Origin of the sequence: Comamonas composti DSM 21721 (genome assembly GCF_000429845.1) — a bacterium.
GTDB lineage: Bacteria > Pseudomonadota > Gammaproteobacteria > Burkholderiales > Burkholderiaceae_C > Comamonas > Comamonas composti.
Genome location: NZ_AUCQ01000006.1, coordinates 126,033 through 148,485 on the forward strand (window position 1 = coordinate 126,033; position 22,453 = coordinate 148,485).

Here is a 22,453-nt window from a genome sequence, read left to right on the forward strand (position 1 = left end):
AAATTAGTGGGCTGGACTCAAGTCACTGAACTTGCGCCCGCTGGCCACCAGTTCTTCAAGCAACCTGGCGGGTTTGAACTGAGGCCCGTATCTGCTCTCAAATTCCTGCATCTTTGCCAGCACCCTGGGCAGGCCGATTTGATCGCCATAGAACATGGGGCCTCCGCGATAAACCGGCCAGCCATAGCCGTTCACCCAGACGACATCGATATCCGAAGGTCTTATCGCCATGCCTTCATCGAGAATTTTTGCGCCCTCGTTGATCATCGGGTAGATGCAGCGCTCAAGGCATTCCTCATCGCTGACTTCACGCACCTGCTTGCCCTGCTTGCGTGCGAAGTCCTGGATGATCCCCTCCACCAGCGAAGACGGGATCGCCGTGCGCTTGTCGTCATAGTCATAAAAACCTGCACCGGTTTTCTGGCCCCTGCGCCCCATCTCGCACAGCACCTCTCTCAAAGTGGAGGAGGATGATTTTTCCTTGCTCCAGCCAAGATCCAGGCCTGCGAGATCGCTCATCGCGAACGGCCCCATGGGAAAGCCGAAATCGTAGAGAACACGATCAATCGCCCATGGCATGGCACCTTCCATAAGCAAGGCATTGGCCTCGCGCTGGCGCTGGCCAAGAATCCGATTTCCCACAAATCCCGGACATACACCCACCAGGACGGCCACCTTGCCGATTTTCTTGGCCAGGTTCATGGAGGTGGCGATGACACTGTCCGAGGTCTTGCTTCCCCTGACCACTTCCAGCAATTTCATGACGTTGGCTGGCGAGAAGAAGTGCAGACCAATCACCGACTCTGGTCGCGTGGTGGCTGAGGCAATTTCATTGAGGTCCAGCGCCGAGGTGTTGGATGCCAGAATCGCTGCGGCCTTGCAGATGCGATCAAGGCGCGAGAAGAGCTCCTTCTTCACCTCCATGTTCTCGAATACGGCCTCGATGACCAGATCGACCTCGGACAAATCAGCCAGGTCAAGCGAACTGGTGAGCAATGCCATGCGCTGCTCTATGGCCTCCAGTGTCAGCCTCCCCTTCTTGGCCGTGCTTTCGTAATTGCTCCGAATGGTACGCAAGCCCCTGTCCAGCGCCTCTTGTCCGGTTTCCACCAGATGCACGGGAATGCCTGCATTCAGGAAGTTCATCGCAATGCCCGTGCCCATGGTGCCGGCGCCAATCACACCGACGCTATTCACCGGCAAGACCGCCGCATTCTTGTCCAGGCCGGGGATCTGGGAGATCTGGCGTGCCGCAAAGAAATAGTAGCGCTGCGCCTGGGATTGCTCGCCCTGGAGCAGCTCGGAAAATCGCTGGCGTTCCCGTTGCAGGCCCTCTTCAAAAGGCAGATTGACAGCGTCTTCCACGCACTGAATGATTTTTTCAGGCGCCTGGAATCCACGGAATTTTCTTGCATTGGCTTGCCTGAAATGACTGAAGATGTCTGGCTGGGCGCGAGCGGTTTCCAGCTTCTCGCCCATGTCGCGAACCTTGCGCAAAGGCAGCGACTCATCGAGCACCTTGCGCGCAAACGCAATCGCGGCGGCGTTCAAATCATCTTCTGGCGCCAGCTGATCCAGCAATCCCAACTGAAGTGCATGCCTTGCCTGGATATGCGTGCCCGCAGTCATCATCTCCAGCGCAACTTCCACTCCCACCAGGCGCGGCAATCGCTGGGTTCCGCCAGCGCCCGGCAGCAGTCCGATGTTGACCTCGGGCAAGCCCAGGCGCGCTGTGGGCACGGCAATGCGGTAATGGCAAACCAGGGCCACTTCCAGGCCACCGCCCAGGGCTGTTCCATGAATTGCAGCAATCACGGGCTTGGGAGATTCCTCCAGTATCTTTTGCACCTCTGCCAGACTGGCGCCAGCCGGCGGTTTGCCAAATTCGGTAATGTCCGCACCTGCGAAGAATGTCCGCCCTTCGCAACGCAGCACCACGGCCTTTACCAAGGGATCGGACAATGCCTGCTGCATGGCGCTGAAAATTCCGTCCCGCACCAAGGCCGACAAGGCATTCACCGGCGGAGAATCGATGGCAATAACGGCAACGCCATCCATATTGCCGAGACTTGTCACACTGTTGATAGTCACCATTTCACGACTCCACTCAAGCACTCAGAAAATCTCGAACAATCCGGCAGCGCCCATGCCACCGCCCACGCACATCGTCACAACACCGTACTTGGCGCCACGACGCTTGCCCTCGATCAATACATGCCCGGCCATGCGCGCACCCGACATGCCAAATGGATGGCCTATGGAAATCGATCCCCCGGAGACATTGAGCAAATCATTGGGAATGCCCAGCCGGTCGCGGCAATAAAGGACTTGCGAGGCAAAGGCCTCATTGAGTTCCCAGATCCCTATATCCGCGATGGACAAACCGTGTTGCTTGAGCAGCTTGGGAATGGCAAAGACGGGGCCGATGCCCATTTCATCGGGGGCGCAACCTGCGACGGCCATGCCGCGATAGGCGCCAAGTGGTGCCAATCCGCGGCGGCTGGCCTCCTTTGCCTCCATCAACACCATGGCAGACGCTCCGTCGGAAAGCTGAGAAGCATTGCCCGCCGTAATGAAGCGCCCTTCCTTAATCACCTGCCCATTCTTGAAAACAGGCTTTAGCCCGCTCAAATCCTCGAATGTCGTTCCGGGCCGATTGCCTTCGTCCGCCGACAGTGTGATCGGCTTTTCGGACAGCTCCCCCGTCTCCTTGTTGGTGATGCTCATCACAGCGGAGATAGGTGCAATTTCCTGGTCAAAACGCCCCTGCGCCTGGGCCTGTGCAGTACGCGCCTGAGACTGCACCGCATATTCGTCCTGGGCCTCTCGAGAAATGCCATAGCGCTCGGCCACGATTTCGGCCGTCTCTATCATCGCCATATATAGCGCTGGAATGTGCTCGACCAGATACGGATCGCGAGCCCTATGGGTATTGGGTGTGCCCGATTGAACCAGCGAAATTGATTCCAGACCGCCGCCAATCGTGATTTGCATTCCATCCACGATCACCTCCTTGGCGGCCGTGGCAATTGCCATTAGTCCGGACGAACACATCCTGTCGATCGTCATGCCGGCCACCGTAATGGGAAGGCCTGCGCGCAGCAGGCTTTGGCGTGCGGTATTTCCACCGCTGCTTCCATGCTGGGCCGCGCAGCCCATGACCACATCATCGATTTCGGCAGCATCAATCCCTGCACGCTCAATTGCATGTCCAATGGCGTGAGCTCCGAGCTCCTGGGCCTGGGTGTTATTGAAGGCTCCTCTGAACGCCTTGCCGATAGGCGTTCGGGCGGTTGAAACAATCACGGCTTCTCGCATGTCGTACTCCGAAGGAAAAGGGATGGGTGTTGTGGCCAAGGGAAATTCAGGCAACGAATTCCCCCGCGCCGGTATCGCGCAATGTGCGAATTTGATGAGTGGTATCCGCGCCAAGAGCCGCTCATACGGGCCTTGATGCGTCGCTGCGATGCTCAGGCCGTACAGCTCGCACAGCCTTTGGCAAAGCGTTGGATATCAACCGTTAGCCTGGGGTTGATGGGGTTGTGCTGGCAGTTCCGGGGCGCGATTAAAAAAGTGTCTCAGGCAGCCTGCTGCGTCATGTCCTGGGCTATGGACAGAAAGTGGTCAAGATTGTCCCGGACCGCTTTCTTGTTGAACTTCCCAACACTCGTCTTTGGAATATCGGCAGTGATGGCCACCAACCTGGGAACCATCCATTTGGTGATTTTTCCCGACTTCACACCATAGTCGTTGAGAAAATTCACGACATCGGCAGCCGTTGCCTCCATGCCGGGCCGGATGCTCACAATCGCCATGGGTTTTTCCCCCCAGGTCGAGTCAGGCACACCCACAACCGCAGCCTCGAGAACAAAATCGGCCATCGCTATCATGTTTTCCAGCAAGACGGTAGGCACCATTTCTGCGCCGCTTCGAATCACGTCCTTGAGTCGGTCCGCAATGACGATAAACCCCTCTTCATCGATCTTGGCGATATCACCGGTATGAAACCACCCATTGCGCCAGACCTCGGCGGTCTTGTCTGGAGATTTGTAGTATTCCCTGGTCACCCATGGGCCGCGAATCACGATCTCGCCGACTGTCCTATCGTCCCATGGGACCGATTCACCAAGCTCATCGACAATGTCGACTTCAAGCCCCAGAAACGGTAATCCGGTCTTGACCATGACCTCATCAATCTGATCCTTGGCCCAGCCGACCATGTGCTTCTTCACAAAGGCCCCAATTGCTGCCGGAGCCGTTTCTGTCATGCCGTAGCCTGACCCGACTCGAAAATTCGGCAGCATTTTCTCCAGCTTGGTTTTCAGCCCAAGAGGCAATGCACCGCCACCTACGCCGATATTCGTCAAACTGCTGAGGTCGTATTGCTCAAAATCCTTGAACTCCAGCAACATGGCAGCAATCGTGGGAACGATGCCAACCGAGGTGACCTTTTCACGCTCCACCAGCTCGCAAAATCCGCGCACTGTGAATGTCCCTGGCAACACGACTTTTTGTGCGCTGAATACTGTCGAGAATGGAGCACCCCAGCCATGAATATGGAACAGCGGGGTGTTGAGCATTGGCACGGCGTTTTCGCCCAGGCGGTCTGACGCCACGAAGTCCGGTGTATTCACGATGCTTTGCCGCGCCATGCCATGCAAGGTCATCAGATAAAGCTGCCTATGCGTGAATGTCGCCCCCTTGGGCTGACCTGTTGTGCCAGTCGTATAGCAAAGGCTGGCAATGGTATCTTCATGCAGGTGGGGCCATTCAAACATCACCGACTCTGCCGAGAGTAGCTTTTCATATTCGATGAGGTTAGGAATCTTGGTGCTAGGCAACCCCGGCTTGTCCGACATGTAGACAAAAAGCTTGACGGTTTCCTTGATACGCTCATAGATATTTTCCAGGAGCGGCATCACCACATCATCCACAAAAATCACCGAATCCTGGGCATGATTAATCGTGTAGACGATGTGATCTTCCGAAAGCCTGATATTGATCGGATGCAGTGTCGCGCCGACGCATGGAGCCGCGTAATACAGCTCCAGATGACGATGCGTGTTGTACGCCATCGTACCTACACGGCTCCCCAGCACTCCAGGCTTGCCGCTTTCAATACCCAGCCGATTCTGCATTGCATTGGCGAGCTGCGAGACGCGCTCATACCACTGCCGCCAGGTAAAGCGCAAATACTCTCCTGTCACATGATTGCGGTACACGACCCCGACTTGGTTGGGGTAGTAGCGTACCGGGCGCTTCATGAAGGTTGTCAACAGCAGCGGATAGTTCGTGCTGTATTCCGGGTAGGTCTGGCTGTCCATTTTTTGTCTCCTCAATCCTGCTCAGCATTTGGCGGATTTTCATCTTGATGAAACTCGATTCAGGGATGCAAATGGCATGCGACAGCATGACCATTTTTCGCCTGAACCATGGCGGGCTCTGCACTACGACACTTCTCCATGGCCATTGAGCAACGCGTATGGAAGCGACAGCCAGACGGGATATTCAGGGGGCTGGGTATCTCCCCTTTCAGTGCAATGCGCGTTCTTTCATGCTCCACATCCACATCCACATCCGCTTCGGGTACCGCTGATAAAAGCGCCTGGGTATAAGGATGTTTGGGGTTCCTGTACAGCTCTTCGCGGGACGCAATCTCGATCACGCGCCCCAGATACATCACGACGATGCGATCACTGATATGCCGCACCACGGCCAGATCGTGAGAGATGAAGACATAGGTCAAACCCAGGCGTGCCTGCAAGTCCTTGAAGATATTGATGACCTGGGCCTGAATGGAAACATCAAGCGCGGAAACGGGCTCATCGCAAACAATCACGCTGGGCTCCAGCGCGAGTGCCCGCGCAATACCTATGCGCTGCCTCTGACCGCCAGAGAACTCATGGGCGTAGCGATCGGCCATATCGGGAAGCAGCCCCACCATGCGCAGCAACTCCGAGATACGCCGGTCATACGCGGCCTTGTCTTTGGCAAGGCCATGAACCTCCAGCGGCTCACCAATGATGCTCTTGACCTTCATGCGCGGATTCAACGATCCATAGGGATCCTGATAGACCATCTGGACACGCCGCCGAAACCTCCCTACCTGCGCTCGGTTGAAGCCACGTATATCCTCGCCCTCAAAAAGAATGCGCCCGCTCGTGGCGTTCAACATATTCATGAGCGCAAGCCCGGTGGTCGACTTGCCGCAGCCGCTCTCCCCCACCACACCCAGTGTCTCGCCCCGCTTCACGGAAAAGGAAACGCCATCCACGGCCTTCACCGAGCCAACCTGCCGCTTGAAGAGCACACCCTTTGTCACTGGGAAATGGACCTGCAAGTCTTCAACCCTCAGTACTTCTTCCATCGAATCCTCCAGTCTTGATCGGTGCATGCCGCGCTCAGGAGGCAAAGCAGGCATTGAAGTGCCCGCTGCCCATGTCCGTCAACGCCGGACGCCGGCTCTTGCATTCGGAGAGCACGCTTGCGCAGCGCGGCGCAAAAGCGCACCCGGCGGGCAGGGCGGACAGGTCTGGAGGCATGCCCCCAATGGCAGGCAGGGGCTGACTGGGATCACTGTCTATACGCGGCACCGAAGCCAGCAAGCCCCTGGTATATGGATGGCTGGCCTGCTTGAACACCGCCCGGGCGGTGCCCTGCTCCACGATCCGCCCTCCATACATGACAGCGACCCGGTCCGCATAACGCGCAACCACGCCCATATCGTGGGTGATCAAGATCATCGACGTCTGGGCCTTGCGAGTCAGCTCCTTGAGCAGATCCAGGATCTGCGCCTGCACCGTGACGTCGAGAGCGGTGGTCGGCTCATCCGCAATGATCAGCGTCGGCCGGCATGCAAGCGCCATCGCAATCATGGCTCTCTGGCGCATGCCGCCCGAGAACTGATGCGGATAGGCTGAGAGGCGTCCTTTGGCATCTGGAATCTGCACCAGCCTGAGCAGCTCCTCGGCCTCTTGATAAGCCTCCCGCCATGACACTCCGCGATGCAGCCGGATGGGCTCGGCAATTTGCTTGCCCACGGTAATGGATGGATTCAGCGACGACATGGAGTCCTGAAAAATCATCGCAATGCGATTGCCGCGAATCTTGCGCATATCCGCTTCGTCCAACTGCAGCAGGTCCGTTCCTTCAAACAGGATTTGGCCTTGCTCGATACGCCCGGGCGGCGAGGGAATCAGGCGCAGAACAGACATCGAGGTGACGCTTTTGCCTGAGCCGGATTCGCCCACGATGGCCAAGGTCTCGCCTCGTCCCACATCAAACGAAACATCGTCAACAGCGGTCACGTCTCCGCGATCCGTCCTGAATCGCGTTGTCAGATTACTGACCTGAAGTACGGGTGTTGCCATGCATCCTCCAAAGGCTTCTGGCGCCAGTCAAATGAATTTGCGATGTGGTGCGCCATGCACTCAAAAGCCCATTTTTTTCTTCAGATCCTGGTCAATCCAGACACGGGCGTGAATCGGTGCAAAGCGGCCTGCACCCACAAACATTTCACCGCCGTAGTTTTTCACCCAGGGCCACCAGGCGATGTAGCGGTAAGGCGCAGGCATCCAGATCGCAGGAGCCTGATCAAGCATCGTGCTGGTCAGCTCCTTGAGCATCTGCTGGCGCTTGGACTCGTCGCGCTCTCCATTCGCCTCGGCGACGCGTGCATCGAACTGGGGGTCATCCATCATGGGGGCGTTGTAGACCTGCCCCTTTCCGAAATTGATTCGCAGCGACGTGGTTGGATTGACGTCGGGAATACTGGTCAGATAGCCCGCAGTATTGGTATGGCTGGTCATGGCCGACAAATGAGCCCCGTATTCCAGCGGCACAATTTCCATGCGCACACCGACTCCCTCAAGATAGGCCGCAACCAAGGGCATCAGCTCCATCTGATCCGGGTTGCAGGTGCAGACCTGCATCTTGAAAGAAAAGCCATTCGGATAGCCAGCCTCCGTCAACAGCTTTTTGGCCTTCGCGGGGTCGTACTTGAACAGCTCCTGGACCGAGGCGGGCTGCTCCTTGAGCGGGCGGTGATAGCCGACATACTCGGGGTGCATGGGGAAGGTGAACATCTCGGCCTCGCCACCGTAGTACTTGTCGATGATTTCCTGCTTGTTCACCGCCATGTTCAGCGCTCTGCGTACACGCACATCCTGGAACGGCTTGGTATCGACACGCAAGGCAATGCGGCTGGCCGCAGTCGTCAGCCACCTGCTCCACTTCAGTTGCGGCGATGTCTTCTTGAGCTCTTTCGCAGCCTCCCAGGAAATGCTGGAGAGAATATCCAGCTTGCCCGTGCGCAAGGCAGCCTGCTGAGTGGCCTCATCCTTGATCACCCGGTGTACCACGCGATCGACAAAGGGCAGCTTGTACTCCTTTGTGCCAATCACATCCTTGTCCCAGTAAACCGGGTTTTTGTCGAAGGTCAGCGAATTGCCCATTGCGACCTGGGTCAGCATGAACGGCCCCGTGCCGTTGGCATTCTTCCAATTGCCCGGGCCGGCATCGACGACCTCCTTGGGCATGATCCCCGAGAAGAAACCATTGCCAAACCGGTAATCCCAGTCGGCGATGAATTTGTTGAAGTTGAATACGACCGTGTGCTTGTCTTTGGCAACCACGCTGTCTACATGATCGAAGTAGTTCTGCGTGCGCTTGGGGCTGCTGTTGAGGCGGTTGAAGCTGTACACCACATCTTCGGCCACCAGTTCCCTCTCTGCCATCACGCCCTGCTTGGCCGGAAACTTCACGCCTTTGCGCAGCTTGACTTCCAGAATCAAGGGCGAGGTCCAGGCCCAGCTCTCGGCCAGCTCTCCACGCATTGCATCGGAGGGCTGCCAGCCACTGATGGCGAACGAATATTTCCCGCCCCGGCTCTTGGCCTTGCTCAGATCCACGGAGAACAGTTGTTCGTAGAACTGGCCCGTATCTCGTGTCTGCAGCGTCGCCTGCCAATCTGCAAGATCCCATGACAGAGTGGAAACAGCAGCACTGGGCGTTGCAAGATTAAGCGTACCGCCATACCTGGGTGCCTCGGCCTGCGCAAACGCCGCCACCCCCATGCCGACAGCACAAACTCCAAGCAGGCTGTGAAACAGGCGCGCACTCAAAGTCGTTTTCATTTTTGTCTCCTTCTAGGTTTCTCAAAGCCGGCGTGGTCAGCGTGAACCACGCATCCGGGGGTCCAACATGTCGCGCAATGCGTCTCCGAATACATTGATGGCGTAGACCACAAGCGTCAGACAAGCCCCTGGGGCCAGCGCCAGCCAGGGCCCTTGAAGCATGTAGGTACGGCCATTACCCGACAGCATTCCGCCCCAGGTCGGGTATGGGGGAGGCACGCCCAGGCCAAGAAAGGACAGGCCCGACTCCGCAAGAATGGCCGTGCCTACGCTCGAGGTAAAAAGCACGATGAGTGGCGGAATGACATTGGGCAGCACATGCCGCCAGAGAATGCGCGGAGCGGATGCGCCAATCGACTTTGCCGCATGGATGTACATGTGCTCCCTGACCGAAACCACTGCACTTCGCACAATGCGCGAGCCACCAATTCCGACCAGCAGGCCCAGTGTGATGATGATCTGGGTAATGCCTGAACCAAACACGGATGCAACCACAATCAAGACCACAAGTCCGGGAAAGCTCATCCAGGCATCGACGAAGCGCTGTATCAGCAAATCGATCTTGCCGCCGAAGTAGCCGGAGATGATGCCGATCAAGGCGGAAACGGCGGTCGCAATGGCCGCCACGGCCAGCCCGATGATCACGGAGATCTGCGCACCATAGATGCAGCGTGATAAAAGATCCCGGCCAAGATTGTCCGTGCCAAACGGATGAGCCCAGGATGGCGCCTGCAGCCGCGCACTCATGTCCACCTCGTTCATGCCGTATGGAGCGAGAAACTGGGCAAACAGTCCAAAGAAAAGAAAGACCACCACCACGATGGCTCCGATGGCGCCCAGGCGCTTCTCTCGCAAAAGCTTGAGCATGAAGCACCAGTAGGCTGAAGGGCGGGCTGCAGTGTCCTGCGATGGCGCGGAGACCTTGGCGGAAATCACGGCTTGGTTTTTCATATGCGCCTCCATCAGCTTTGCCGCACCTTGGGGTCGACCAGGCCATAGCTCAGATCGACGGCGAGATTGATGAGCATGACGGTCAGACCCACGATGAAGAACACTCCGGTCACCACCGGGTAGTCGCGCTGGTTCACGGCATCGAGCAGCAGCAAGCCCATACCGGGGAGTACAAAGATCTGTTCAAGAATCACCGCTCCACCGATCAGAATCGGGGCCTGGCTGCCGATCAGGGTGATCACGGGAATGAGGGCATTGCGCACCGCATGTCTGAGCAGGATCAGAAGCTCGCCCAGCCCCTTGGCCCGCGCCGTGCGTATGTAGTCCTGGCGCAGGACTTCAAGCATCATGGTGCGCGTCATGCGCATGGTGATGGCAGACAGGGAGAGCCCGAGAATGCCCGCGGGAATAATCATCTGCTGCAGGTTCTGCAGTGGATCCTCCCAGAACGGAACATACTGGATCTCGGGGGACCAGCCCCACCAGATCGAGGGGAACACCGTCACCATGGTTCCCAGCCAGAAACTGGGTACGGCCAGCATCAGCAGCGAGAAGGAGCGAGAGATATAGTCGCCCGCCGTATCTTGCTTGACGGCCGAATAAACACCGACCGGAATTGCAACCGTCAACGCGATCAGCAAGGCAAGCAGGCCCAGCTCGAAGGTCACGGGCAAACGCTCACTGATCATGTGCAGCACGGCTTCATCCTGCCAAAGCGAGCGACCGAAATCCCCTCGGGCCACACCGCTCACCCAGATTCCATACTGCTCCCACAAGGGCTTGTCCAGACCCAGGGTTTCGAGGAGTTTCTCCCGCGTCAGATGGCTGGAGCCGGCATCGTTCTGGCTGAGCATCAGATCGACCACATCGCCAGGCACCATGCGCACGATCACAAAAACAATGATGCTGGCCAGGATCAAGGTGGGGATCAGTGCCAGAAAGCGTCGAAATACATAAGCCTGCATCAAGCGCTCCCCCAGGTGCTGCTGACCCGCTGCTCAAGTCCCGGCCCCCTCTGCGAAGAACGCCTCGGCAGGCTTGAGCCTCCCTTCGGTCGCAATGACCGCCGCATGACAACGCACATCATTTGTGTCTCCTCACTGGGTTATCGGCTGACGACACCTTGACCAGGGCTGGCAGCCCCAAGGCCATGAACCCTGATGACGCATCTGCCCCAGATCGCCAGACACAGGCGCCATACCGACACCTCGGCCTCACTACTGGCACATGCTTCAGGATCGTCTCGATTCGTTCAAATAAATCATACCGCCAACACTAAATTCGTCAAACAAGCTCATCTTTTTTACAAAAAATCAAGGGATAACACCTAAAAAAATGTCACCAATCAATCAAAAAATCCAACTTCAGCACTCTTAGTGAACAACGCGAGCAAAGCAAACTCAAAAATCTAAAACCTCATTTTTGTCATCTAAAAATTAATAAAACGACAATTTAGGCAAAACCCATACCAAGGCCCTCCAAAAAATTTCTGTTGTGCTAGCATCAAAACATACCAAAAACACTTTTTTATCAAAAACCAAAACTCAAGAGCCATCCTCAGCGAAAAGACAAACCACAAGTCTTTGTTTTAAAAGAAATTAAAACCATGAATCAAAAAATAAAAGCGTCTCCAGAAAAACATATGCATACCGAAATTTAAAAACAAGGGAACCTCATGCAGATGATCGAAGATCTAACAGGTACCGAAGGCGTTGCGGCAAAGATCTCTCCAGAAGACCACGTCTTTCACACCTACCCTGGAGCACGTCCTCCGGATCGCCAGGGCGTTGTTCACGCACACGGCATTCAGCTGGCCACCTATGAATGGGGCCCGCTGGATGCCCCGCCTGTACTGCTGGTACATGGCGCACTGGATTTCGCGCGAACCTTCGATGTCTTTGCCCCCAAGATTGCCGATGCCGGCTACCGCGTGGTCTCTTACGACCAGCGCGGGCATGGCAACTCCGAGCACGCCGCTCTGTATGGCTGGGTTGCAGACGAGCGGGACCTGCTTTGCGTCGCGGATGCCATCAGCCCACACCCCATTGCGGCCATAGGTCACAGCAAGGGGGGCTCGCTGCTCATGCATGCCATCGAGGCCTTCCCTCATCGCTTCACCCGGTTTGCCTGTATCGATGGGATGCCGTTTCGGCGAGCACGCCCGCCAGAGGATGAATACCGTTACCTATCCCAGAAAGCCATTGCCGGCTGGCTTTCTCATCGGCACACCGCCGCACACGCATCCCGAAAGGCGGCACCACTCCAGGATCTGGCGCGGCGCCGGGCACGCCTGAACCCCAGGCTCACCCATGAATGGCTGTGCTATCTCGTGACCCAAGGAGCCAGGCACGACAGCGCAGGATGGAGATGGAGGCTGGATCCCGAAATCCGGCCCGGCAGCTTCGGCCCCATGCGCTCTCGCTGGCAGATCGAGCGCCTTCCAGGGTTCCCCATCCCCCTGCTGGCCCTCTTCAGCACGGTGAAAGAGCCCATGGGATGGGAGTGCCAGCTCAAGGACATAGCGCCCTTTCTGCCGGCAGGCGCCAGCGCACTGGAGCTGGAAGATACCGGCCACTTCATTCACATCGAGCGTCCCCAGCGTACTGCCCAGCTCATTCTTGAGTTCCTGAAGCCATGATCGAATACCTCCAGCATGGCCGCATACGCCTGGCGCTGCACCAGCTCAAGACATTCGCTGAAAAAGCCTTGCCCGCAGCTCATCCCTTGCTCATGCTGCATGGGCTGGGAGAGTCGTCAGGCACGCATGCCGAAGCCACTTTTTCAGGCTGGCCAGGACCGGTCTATGCACTGGACTTCACCGGACATGGGGTGTCGACCATTCCTCGCGGCGGCGGCTACTCCAGCGAAGCCCTGATGGCAGATGCAGACATTGCACTTGCGCATCTTGGCCAAGCCACTCTTTGCGCACGCGGCCTGGGCGCCTATGTCGGTGTTTTGCTGGCCGGAGCACGCCCAGAGCAGGTGCTCGGCACGATTCTTCTGGATGGACCGGGTCTTGCAGGCGCCTGCCCCATGTCCACGCCTTATATCCCGGCAGTCCAGCCACAAAGCGCCTCGGCGCCCGACTCTTTCGCCCTGGCCGAACTGGCGACCGAGCACAGGCCGCCGCCGTATGCATTGCACTTTGCACGGCTGGCTGCAGAGCACAGCCCTCTTGATGAGCCCATCGCCATCTGCCTGCGCGAAGACCCCGCGTGGCTGCGTGAAGTGCGCGAACGGCTGCAGCTTTCGTCCATCACGCTGGACGCAGCCTTTGAGCGCTTCTCTCGCCCAAAGGCTGTCTAGACGTCTCCAGTCGAGTCCTCATCATGTCCACATCGCCAGCCAACAGAGTCCCCTCCCGCGAGCAAGCCTACCAGGAGCAGATCCACAGGGATCTACCCAGAAACTTTGCCGCCAATCTTGCCCACGGGATGCTGGGTCTGACGGGCTTTCGCCTGATGTATGCGCCGACCTTCATCCCGGCCTATGTCTACGCCTTGTCCGGCTCGAAGGTGGCTGTCGGCCTGGCGCTTGGCGCACAGTTCATCGGCATGGCGCTGTCTTCCATCTGGGGGGCCACACTCATCGAGCACCGCGAGCGCGTCATGCGCGTCGTTTATGCCGTGGGCTGGCTCATGCGCCTGCAGATTTTCGGCCTGGCCGTCAGCGCTTTTGTGCTCACGGGCCACTGGGCTCTTGCGGCGGCATGCATCTTTCTCACGCTGTTTGGCTTTTTCAGCGGCATGCAAGGCGTTGCATTCAATTTTCTGATGTCCAAGGTCATTCCCACGACCAAGCGCGGCAAGCTGATTGGATTGAGAAATTTCCTGGGCGGGCTGATCGCATCCGGTGTGGCCTATCTTGGCGGAGAGTATCTTGTCGGGACAAACGCCTTCGGAAATGGCTATGCCGCAACCTTCATGCTGGCGTTCATACTTACAAGCATTGGCATCAGTGCACTGAGTTTTGTGCGGGAGCCGCTTTCCCTGTCGGTCCGGGACAAGCCATCACGCCTCATGGACCGGCTCTCCGACGTGCCGCAGCTACTGCGCTCGAACCTGAATTACCGCCGCTTTTTTTTTGCACGCGCACTCGGAGCCCTGGGCTCGGCCGCCATTCCCTTCTACATCTTGTACGTGGGCAAGTATGTCAGCCTGTCCGGCGCGACCCTGGGTTATTTTTCCCTGGCCTTTCTGCTTTCGCAGACCGTCAGCAATCTGGCCTGGGGAAAGATTGCCGACGCCAATGGATACCGGCAGGTCTTTTTGCTCAGTGTCGGCCTCTGGGGCATGGCAACCGCGGTTTTGATTTGCGGCAATACACTGCCCATCTTTCTTCTTGCGTTTTGCGGACTGGGGGCCGGCTTTGGCGGCTACCAGGTAGCCTCGCAGAACTTCGTTCTCGAGTTCGGCAGATCCCGTGAGCTGCCCATGCTGATCGCCATCTCGGACACCGCATCCCACGCAATGATGGCCATCGGCCCTCTTTTGGGCGGTCTCATCGCCACACGCTTCGACTACATACACATCTTCTGGCTGGCGCTGGCCTTCAAGATCCTGGCAGTCTGGGTCATCTGGCGTATCCAGGACCCTCGCAACCAGTCACTCTGCGCCGATCGGTGCCTGGAACAGGAGTTCTCGCAAGAGCGGGCTTGAGGCACGCAGCCCTTCAACTGCGCCAGCGCGAGCTCTTGGGCACATGGGCCAGCAAGAACTCCATCTGGTCGGCCAGGATGCGGCGGTTGCGCAGGATGAAGTCTTCCCAGAGGCTGGGCACATAAGGCGCATACAGCAGCGGCATGCGCGCCTGCTCGGGCGTGCGTGCGCCCTTTCTGTGATTGCAGGAGCGGCAGGCCGTGACCAGATTCATCCACAAATCCTGACCGCCCGCAGCCACGGGCACGATGTGCTCGCGCGTGAGCTCCTGATCGTTGAAGTGGCGTCCGCAGTAGGCACAGATGCAGCGGTCCCGCGTGAACAGCTTGCCATTGGTCAGCGCCGGGGTCAGGCTGCACAGGTTGATGGAGGGAGCTCCGCGCGTGCCTATGATGCTGTTGATGTGTATCACCGACTGCAGGCCCGTGACCGCGTTATGCCCACCCCTGAAGCAGGCGATTTCGCCGCCGACCTCCCAGCGGACATCGTCCGCTGCATAGTGCAGCGCCGCCTCTTCCAGAGTGATCCAGGATTGGGGCAGCCCTTGGGCCGACAGCTTCAAGACCTTCACGACACGCCTCCTCTGATGCCAGGGTGAACGGGTATGCAAGTCACAAACGCAGCCAGCAAAGCTGCGCCGACTCAGGCAATATACTCTGTTTCCATGTCAGATCGTCAGGTTGCGCTTACCAGACATGCGCAATATGCTATTAAAAACAGAGCGTCCCATGAAGATTTTCCGAGGCTTCAACCATCCTGGGCGTGAGCCGGCCTGTGCTGTCACGATTGGCAATTTCGACGGTGTGCACCGAGGCCACCAGGCCATGCTGGCCCTGCTGTCGGCAGAGGCCGCGCAGCGCGGTGTACCCACCTGCGCACTGACCTTCGAGCCCCATCCGCGCGACTATTTCGCCCAGGCGCTGAACCGGCCCGAGATCGCGCCCGCACGCATAGGCACGCTGCGTGACAAGCTCTCGGAGCTCGCGCGCTGCGGCGTGCAGCAGACCGTGGTGCTTCCCTTCAACAAGGCACTGGCCAGCCTCTCGCCCCAGGCCTTCATCCACGAAGTGCTGGTAGCCGGTCTGGGCGCCCGGTATGTGCTTGTGGGTGACGACTTTCGCTTCGGCGCCCAGCGCGCGGGCGATTACGCCATGCTGGATGCGGCGGGCCAGACTCAGGGCTTTGATGTGGCGCGCATGAACAGCTACGAGGTCCACGGCCTGCGCGTGTCCAGCACCCATGTGCGCGCCGCCCTGGCCGAAGGCCGCATGCAGGACGCCGCGCGCCTGCTCGGCCACCCCTACACGATCTCGGGCCATGTGGTCCACGGCCGCAAGTTGGGGCGGCAACTGGCCGAGTCACGCGCAGGGGCTGCGGACGGCTTTCGCACGCTGAACCTGCGCTTCAACCACTGGAAGCCCGCAGCCAGCGGCATTTTTGCGGTGCTGGTCCACGGTCTGCACGACGAGCCGCTGCGCGGCGTGGCCAACCTCGGGATCCGGCCCTCGCTCGACCCGCGCGACATCAACGGCGGCCGTGTGCTGCTGGAGACCCATTGCCTGGATTGGCCCGCGGCACTGGGTGGCGAAGGTGCCTACGGTAAAATCATCCGCGTGGAACTTCTGCACAAACTGCACGACGAGCTCAAGTACGCCAGTCTCGATGCCCTCACGCAAGGCATTGCCAAGGACTGCGATGATGCGCGCGCGTTCTTCGCGAGCTTCCACCAGCCCAGCCACACGGGCACATATACCGAGACTCGGCGCCAGACCACGCGCGACCGAATTTGAAGCTCTCGCCCTTTTGCCCAGGCGCCGCTTGCGCGCACCAGGCACTTCCCTTTCATTCGCATGTCCAGGCCTAGTGGCCTGGGCCTGGCTCTGCTTTCAAGGTTTTCCATGTCCGATTCCAAGCCCTCCAAACCCGAAGCGTCTGTCTATCGCTCGACGCTGAACATGCCCGATACCCCCTTCCCCATGCGCGGCGACCTGCCCAAGCGCGAGCCGGCCTGGGCCAAGGAATGGGATGACAAAGGCATCTACAAAAAGCTGCGTGATGCACGCCACGGCGCGCCCAAGTTCATCCTGCACGACGGCCCTCCCTATGCCAACGGCCAGATCCACATGGGCCATGCCGTCAACAAGATCCTGAAGGACATGATCGTCAAGAGCCGCCAGCTCGAGGGCTTTGACGCCATGTACGCCCCCGGCTGGGACTGCCACGGCCTGCCCATCGAAAACGCCATCGAGAAAAAATTCGGCCGCAACCTGCCGCGCGACGAGATGCAGGCCAAGAGCCGTGCCTTTGCCACCGAGCAAATCGGCATCCAGATGGCCGGCTTCAAGCGCCTGGGCGTGCTGGGCGACTGGGACCACCCCTACAAGACCATGAACTACGCCAACGAGGCTGGCGAGCTGCGTGCCCTGAAGAAGGTCATGGAGCGTGGCTTTGTCTACCGTGGACTCAAGCCCGTGTACTGGTGCTTTGACTGTGCCTCGTCGCTGGCCGAGTTCGAGATCGAATACGCGGACAAGCAGTCGCAGACGCTGGACGTGATGTTCCCTGCTGCCGAGCCCGCCAAGCTGGCTGCAGCCTTTGGCCTTGCCAGCCTGTCCAAACCCGCGTTTGCGGTGATCTGGACCACGACCTCGTGGACCATCCCCGCCAACCAGGCGCTCAACGTCAACCCCGAGCTGGAATACAGCCTGGTGGACACCGAGCGCGGCCTGGTCATCGTGGCCAGCGCCCTGGTGGAAAAGTGTCTGGAGCGCTGGAAGCTGGAGGGCAAGGTCGTGGCCACCACCCTGGGCAAGGCCCTGGACCACGTCAACTTCAAGCACCCCCTGGCCCATGTGGACAAGGGCTTTGACCGCTTCTCCCCCGTCTACCTGGCCGACTACGCCACGGCCGACGACGGCACGGGTATCGTGCACTCCTCGCCCGCCTATGGCGTGGATGACTTCAACAGCTGCGTGGCCAACGGCCTCAAGTACGAGGACATCCTCAACCCCGTGCAGGGCAACGGCGTCTACGCCCCGGACCTGGCGATGTTCGCCGGCCAGTACATCTGGAAGGCCGTGCCTGTGATCATCGATGCGCTCAAGCTGGCCGACCGCCTGATGAGCACGCATGGCATCACCCACAGCTACCCCCATTGCTGGCGCCACAAGACCCCGGTGATCTACCGCGCCGCAGCCCAGTGGTTCATCCGCATGGACGAGGGCGAGGGCGTGTTCACCGACCCCGCCCAAAAGCCTGCCAAGACGCTGCGCCAGATCGCGCTGGAAGCCATCGAGCAAACCGGCTTCTACCCCGAAAACGGCCAGTCCCGCCTGCGCGACATGATTGCCGGCCGGCCCGACTGGTGCATCTCGCGCCAGCGTTCCTGGGGCGTGCCCATCCCCTTCTTCCTGCATGTGGACACGGGCGCCCTGCACCCGCGCACCATGGAGATCCTCGACCAGGCTGCCAACATGGTGGAAGCAGGCGGTATCGAGGCCTGGAGCCGCGCCACGGCCGAAGACATCCTGGGTGCCGAAGACGCCAAGCTCTACACCAAGAGCACCGACATCCTGGAAGTCTGGTTCGACTCGGGCTCCTCGTTCTGGCATGTGCTGCGCGGCTCCCACCCTGAAATGCACCATGACAGCGGCCCCGAGGCCGATCTGTACCTGGAAGGCCATGACCAGCACCGCGGCTGGTTCCACTCTTCGCTGCTGCTGGCCAGCGCCATCTTTGGCCGCGCGCCCTATCGTGGCCTGCTGACCCACGGCTTTACCGTGGACAGCCAGGGCCGCAAGATGAGCAAGTCCCTGGGCAATGGCATCGAGCCTGACGAAGTCAGCAAAAAGATGGGCGCGGAAATCATCCGCCTGTGGGTGGCTGCCAGCGACTACTCCGGCGATATCGCCGGTGACGACAAGGTGCTGGCCCGCGTGGTCGACGCCTACCGCCGCATCCGCAACACGCTGCGCTTTTTGCTGGCCAACACCAGTGACTTCGACGCCACCACCGAGAGCGTGGCCTACGAAGACATGCTGGAAATCGACCAGTACGCCGTGGCCCGTGCAGCCCAGTTCCAGACCGAAATCCTGGCCCACTACAAGGATTACGAGTTTCACCCGGTGGTCGCCAAGCTGCAGCTGTACTGCTCGGAAGACCTGGGCGGCTTTTACCTGGACATCCTCAAGGACCGCCTCTACACCAGCGCGCCCAAGAGCCTGGCCCGCCGCAGCGCCCAGACCGCGCTGCAGCAGATCACCCAGGCCATGCTGCGCTGGATGGCGCCTTTCCTGTCCTTCACGGCCGAAGAAGCCTGGAAGATCGTGGGCAGCAGCGAATCCATCTTCCTGGAGCAATACAGCACCCTGCCCGAAGGCAGCCCGGCCCTGCTGGCCAAGTGGGAGCGCATCCGCGCCATCCGCGATGTGGTGAACAAGGACATCGAGAACGTGCGCGCCCAGGGCCAGCTTGGCTCCTCGCTGCAGGCCGAAGTCACGCTCAGCGCCCAGCCGGAGGACCTGGCCCTGCTGCAATCGCTGGCGGACGACCTGAAGTTTGTCTTCATCACCTCGGCGGCCCAGGCCGTGGCAGGCGATGCGCTGCAGACCAAGGTCGCACTCAGCAGCCATGCCAAGTGCGATCGCTGCTGGCACTACCGCGCGGACGTGGGCATCAACCCCGAGCATCCCCAGCTGTGCGGCCGCTGCGACAGCAACCTGCACGGCGCAGGCGAAACCCGCAGCAAGGCCTAAGAACGTGCTCACGATATAAGAAAAGTGAGCTGCCAGCGCCTGTCATACAAGGATTACAGATAGGTTTCTATCCAGAATCCAGATATAGCAAGCGCTAGCAGCTATCAAATTAAATAGCTCTCAGGACTTTCAGGAATACGCCATGCGCAACGCCACTCCATCGCCCGCTGCCAAAGGCAGCATCTGGCCCTGGCTGGCCTGGGCCCTGGCCCTGGTCGGGCTGGACCAGCTGACCAAGCAGTGGATTCTGGGCGCCTACCAGCTCGGCGACTGGACGCCCGTCACCGGCTTCTTCAACATCGTGCGCGCCCACAATACCGGCGCCGCGTTCTCCTTCCTGGCCGATGGCGGCGGCTGGCAGCGCTGGCTGTTTGTGGGCATTGGCGCAGCGGCCACGGTGCTCATCGTCTGGCAGTTGCGCAAGCACCCGGGCCAGAAGCTGTTCGGCTTTGCACTGGCCAGCATTCTGGGCGGCGCCATCGGCAATGTGGTGGACCGTCTGCAACACGGCTATGTGGTGGACTTTCTGGACTTCTACTGGGGCCGCAGCCACTTTCCCGCCTTCAACGTGGCCGACATCGCCATCAGCGTGGGCGCAGCCTGCCTGATACTCGACGAAATCCTGCGCTCGCGCCGCGCCAAGAACGCTGCCGCCTAAGAACGTGTTTACGATCTCTGCGCAGGCGCGCCGCGAGAAGATCGTGAATACGCTCTAAGCCAGCCAGGGCCGGTGGCGCTGATGCACAGACCAGCCCAGCCCCGATACCACAGCAGCCACGACGGCAACCACTGAGAACGTGTTTACGATCTCCTCGGTGCCGCGCCAGTGTCTGTGCGGGATGGGATGCAAGGCGCGATACCGCAGCAATAGCCGTGCTATTGGGAGGATTCGCAACGCTGCAGCGTAGAGATCGTAAACACGTTCTGAGCACGCGGCTTTGCTGCGGCCCCGCCCGCGCGCACAAAGGCCTGCCCTCATCCGGAAAAGCCCTGGCGCGCTGCAGCACAGCTCCCAGCACAAAAAGCGCGGCACCAGAGCGCGACAAAGGCCGACAAGCGGCCTCACCACAGCGAATTAGACTTGGCATGGGTCTTGCAAAGTAGAGGGCTCACCCAGACACCTGCCGCGAAGCAGCGCGATTTCACTCTATTCCTTTCGGAAATTTTCGATAATCGCCGCTTTTTCTACGTTGTTTGACCATGTCAAAAAACGTAACACATACATTCTGGGTATATTCTTTCGCTTCCCCTTTTCTCGTACATGAAGCATTTACTCAATCTCCTGGCTGCGATCGCCCTGCTGATCTGGGGCACGCAGCTGGTCCGCACCGGTGTGCTGCGCGTCTTTGGCGCCAGCTTGCGCAACTTGCTCGCCCGCAGCATGAGCAACCGTTTCACGGCAGCTCTCTCGGGCCTGGGCGTGACGGCGCTGGTGCAGTCGAGCACGGCCACGGCGCTCATGACATCGGCCTTCGTGGGCCAGGGATTGATTTCATTGCCTGCGGCCCTGGCCGTGATGCGCGGCGCGGATGTGGGCACGGCCGTCATGGCCGTACTGTTCTCCACCGACCTGTCCTGGCTCTCGCCGCTGTTCATCTTTGTGGGCGTGGTGCTTTATCTGAGCCGCCAGGACAGCAAGCCCGGGCGCATAGGCCGCGCGCTGATCGGCCTGGGCCTGATGCTGCTGGCCCTGCGTCTGGTGGTCGAGGCCACCGAGCCCCTGCTCGAAGCCCCGGCCGTACGCACCATTCTTGCCTCGCTGACCAGCGACATCTTCATGGAGCTGCTGCTGGGCGCGGTGCTGGCCGTCATGGCCTACTCCAGCCTGGCCGTGGTGCTGCTGATCGCGGCCATGGCCAACTCCGGCGCCATCCCCATGGACGTGGCCCTGGGCCTGACCCTGGGCGCCAACCTGGGCAGCGGCCTGGTGGCCGTGCTGACCACCGTCAAGTCCAGCGCCGAAGTGCGCCAGGTCACCATGGGCAATATGCTGTTCAAGGTGCTGGGCGTGGCCATGGTGGCCCCGTTCGCAGGCCTGTGGCTGGTCTACGTGCAGCCCCATATCGCGGGCAAGGGCCAGAACGTGGTGCTGTTCCATCTGGTGTTCAACATCTTCAACAGCCTGTGCTTCATCGGCCTGACCCAGACCGTGGCCCGCTGGGTCACGGCCCTGCTGCCCAAGCCCGATCCCAACGCCATGAACCTGCTGCGTCCACGCCACCTCGATGCCTCGGCTCTGGCCACGCCTTCGCTGGCCATCAGTTGCGCCGCGCGCGAGGCCTTGCACCAGGCCGACATCGTCGAGTCCATGCTGATAGGCATACAGAAGGTCGTGGAGACCGATGATCTCAAGCTCTCCCAGGAGCTGCGCGCACTGGAGGGCACGGTGGACGACCTGTACTCGGCCATCAAGTACTACATGACCAAGCTCTCGCGCGCCGAACTCGACGAGCGCGAAGGCCAGCGCTGGACCGAGGTCATCAGCTTCACCATCAACATGGAGCAGATCGGCGACATGGCAGAACGCGTGCTGCTCGACATCGAGGAAAAGAAGATCAAGAAGGGCCGCCAGTTCTCCGAGGCCGGCATGCAGGAGATCCGCGAGCTGCACCAGCACCTGCTGGACAATATGCGTCTGGCCATGAGCGTGTTCCTCAACGGCAATCCGCGCGAGGCCCAGAAGCTGCTGGAGGAAAAAGCGCGCTTTCGCGATCTGGAGCTGGCCTATTCGGCCTCCCACCTCACGCGCCTGTCGCACAACACCATGCACAGCATGGAAACCAGCTCGCTGCACATCGACCTGATCAGCGACCTCAAGCGCATCAACTCCCTGCTGTGCTCGGTCGCCTACCCCATCCTCGAGCAGGCCGGTGCGCTCACGCCCAGCCGCCTCAAGGAGTCGGCGCTGAACAAAAAGACCGCCTGATTGCCCCAGTTGCCCTGAGAACATGTTTAC

At 59.6% G+C, this 22,453-nt stretch carries 16 protein-coding genes; 7 read left to right on the plus strand and 9 right to left on the minus strand.

The features are described from left to right. Window positions 1–3: 3 nt before the first annotated feature. The 8 genes from G486_RS0105560 to G486_RS0105595 all read right to left on the minus strand — a co-directional run bounded on the left by G486_RS0105560 (window position 4) and on the right by G486_RS0105595 (window position 11,050). Window positions 4–2,094, minus strand: coding sequence for a 3-hydroxyacyl-CoA dehydrogenase NAD-binding domain-containing protein (locus G486_RS0105560; protein ID WP_027014645.1), 2,091 nt, complete (start codon window positions 2,092–2,094; stop codon window positions 4–6). Between the two features lie 21 nt (window positions 2,095–2,115). Continuing rightward, on the minus strand, window positions 2,116–3,318 hold the full coding sequence (locus tag G486_RS0105565) for an acetyl-CoA C-acyltransferase (RefSeq protein ID WP_027014646.1): 1,203 nt from the start codon (window positions 3,316–3,318) through the stop codon (window positions 2,116–2,118). 260 nt (window positions 3,319–3,578) lie between these two features. After that, complete coding sequence (locus tag G486_RS0105570) at window positions 3,579–5,324, minus strand: long-chain-fatty-acid--CoA ligase (RefSeq protein ID WP_027014647.1); 1,746 nt, start codon at window positions 5,322–5,324, stop codon at window positions 3,579–3,581. Window positions 5,325–5,383: 59 nt separating this feature from the next. Then, on the minus strand, window positions 5,384–6,367 hold the full coding sequence (locus G486_RS0105575) for an ABC transporter ATP-binding protein (RefSeq protein ID WP_027014648.1): 984 nt from the start codon (window positions 6,365–6,367) through the stop codon (window positions 5,384–5,386). 34 nt (window positions 6,368–6,401) lie between these two features. Beyond that, complete coding sequence (locus G486_RS0105580; RefSeq protein WP_027014649.1) at window positions 6,402–7,370, minus strand: ABC transporter ATP-binding protein; 969 nt, start codon at window positions 7,368–7,370, stop codon at window positions 6,402–6,404. 60 nt (window positions 7,371–7,430) lie between these two features. Further along, complete coding sequence (locus G486_RS0105585; protein WP_034386738.1) at window positions 7,431–9,134, minus strand: ABC transporter substrate-binding protein; 1,704 nt, start codon at window positions 9,132–9,134, stop codon at window positions 7,431–7,433. A 36-nt stretch (window positions 9,135–9,170) separates the two neighbouring features. Next, a complete protein-coding gene (locus G486_RS0105590; RefSeq protein WP_156919906.1) occupies window positions 9,171–10,085 on the minus strand; it encodes an ABC transporter permease in 915 nt (304 codons plus the stop codon). Between the two features lie 11 nt (window positions 10,086–10,096). Further along, window positions 10,097–11,050, minus strand: a complete 954-nt coding sequence (locus G486_RS0105595; protein ID WP_027014652.1) for an ABC transporter permease — start codon at window positions 11,048–11,050, stop codon at window positions 10,097–10,099. 710 nt (window positions 11,051–11,760) lie between these two features. On the opposite strand from G486_RS0105595, the gene G486_RS0105600 reads away from it, so the two are divergent. The 3 genes from G486_RS0105600 to G486_RS21610 are packed head-to-tail and all read left to right on the plus strand — an operon-like array spanning window position 11,761 to window position 14,743. Next, a complete protein-coding gene (locus G486_RS0105600; RefSeq protein WP_084455065.1) occupies window positions 11,761–12,723 on the plus strand; it encodes an alpha/beta fold hydrolase in 963 nt (320 codons plus the stop codon). Further along, window positions 12,720–13,391 carry an alpha/beta fold hydrolase gene (locus tag G486_RS0105605; RefSeq protein ID WP_027014654.1) on the plus strand — a complete coding sequence of 224 codons (672 nt, stop codon included), beginning with the start codon at window positions 12,720–12,722 and terminating at the stop codon, window positions 13,389–13,391. Before G486_RS0105600 ends, G486_RS0105605 begins: the two co-directional genes overlap by 4 nt. 23 nt (window positions 13,392–13,414) lie before the next feature. Next, window positions 13,415–14,743: an MFS transporter gene (locus tag G486_RS21610; RefSeq protein WP_034386740.1), complete on the plus strand. Its 1,329-nt coding sequence runs from the start codon at window positions 13,415–13,417 to the stop codon at window positions 14,741–14,743. 13 nt (window positions 14,744–14,756) lie between these two features. On the opposite strand, the gene G486_RS0105615 is transcribed toward G486_RS21610, so the two are convergent. Continuing rightward, the gene (locus tag G486_RS0105615) at window positions 14,757–15,314 is read right to left on the minus strand and encodes an HNH endonuclease (RefSeq protein ID WP_027014655.1); all 558 of its coding nucleotides are present in this window, start codon (window positions 15,312–15,314) and stop codon (window positions 14,757–14,759) included. A gap of 157 nt (window positions 15,315–15,471) precedes the next feature. Between G486_RS0105615 and G486_RS0105620 the strand changes: the two genes are divergently transcribed. The 4 genes from G486_RS0105620 to G486_RS0105635 all read left to right on the plus strand — a co-directional run bounded on the left by G486_RS0105620 (window position 15,472) and on the right by G486_RS0105635 (window position 22,423). Beyond that, entirely contained in the window at window positions 15,472–16,533 is a 1,062-nt protein-coding gene (locus G486_RS0105620; RefSeq protein WP_027014656.1) for a bifunctional riboflavin kinase/FAD synthetase, read from the plus strand. Between the two features lie 108 nt (window positions 16,534–16,641). Then, window positions 16,642–19,497 carry an isoleucine--tRNA ligase gene (gene ileS, locus G486_RS0105625; protein WP_027014657.1) on the plus strand — a complete coding sequence of 952 codons (2,856 nt, stop codon included), beginning with the start codon at window positions 16,642–16,644 and terminating at the stop codon, window positions 19,495–19,497. Window positions 19,498–19,639: 142 nt separating this feature from the next. Further along, window positions 19,640–20,155, plus strand: coding sequence for a signal peptidase II (lspA, locus tag G486_RS0105630; protein WP_027014658.1), 516 nt, complete (start codon window positions 19,640–19,642; stop codon window positions 20,153–20,155). 603 nt (window positions 20,156–20,758) lie between these two features. Continuing rightward, window positions 20,759–22,423, plus strand: coding sequence for a Na/Pi cotransporter family protein (locus G486_RS0105635; protein ID WP_027014659.1), 1,665 nt, complete (start codon window positions 20,759–20,761; stop codon window positions 22,421–22,423). The last annotated feature ends 30 nt before the right edge of the window (window positions 22,424–22,453 follow it).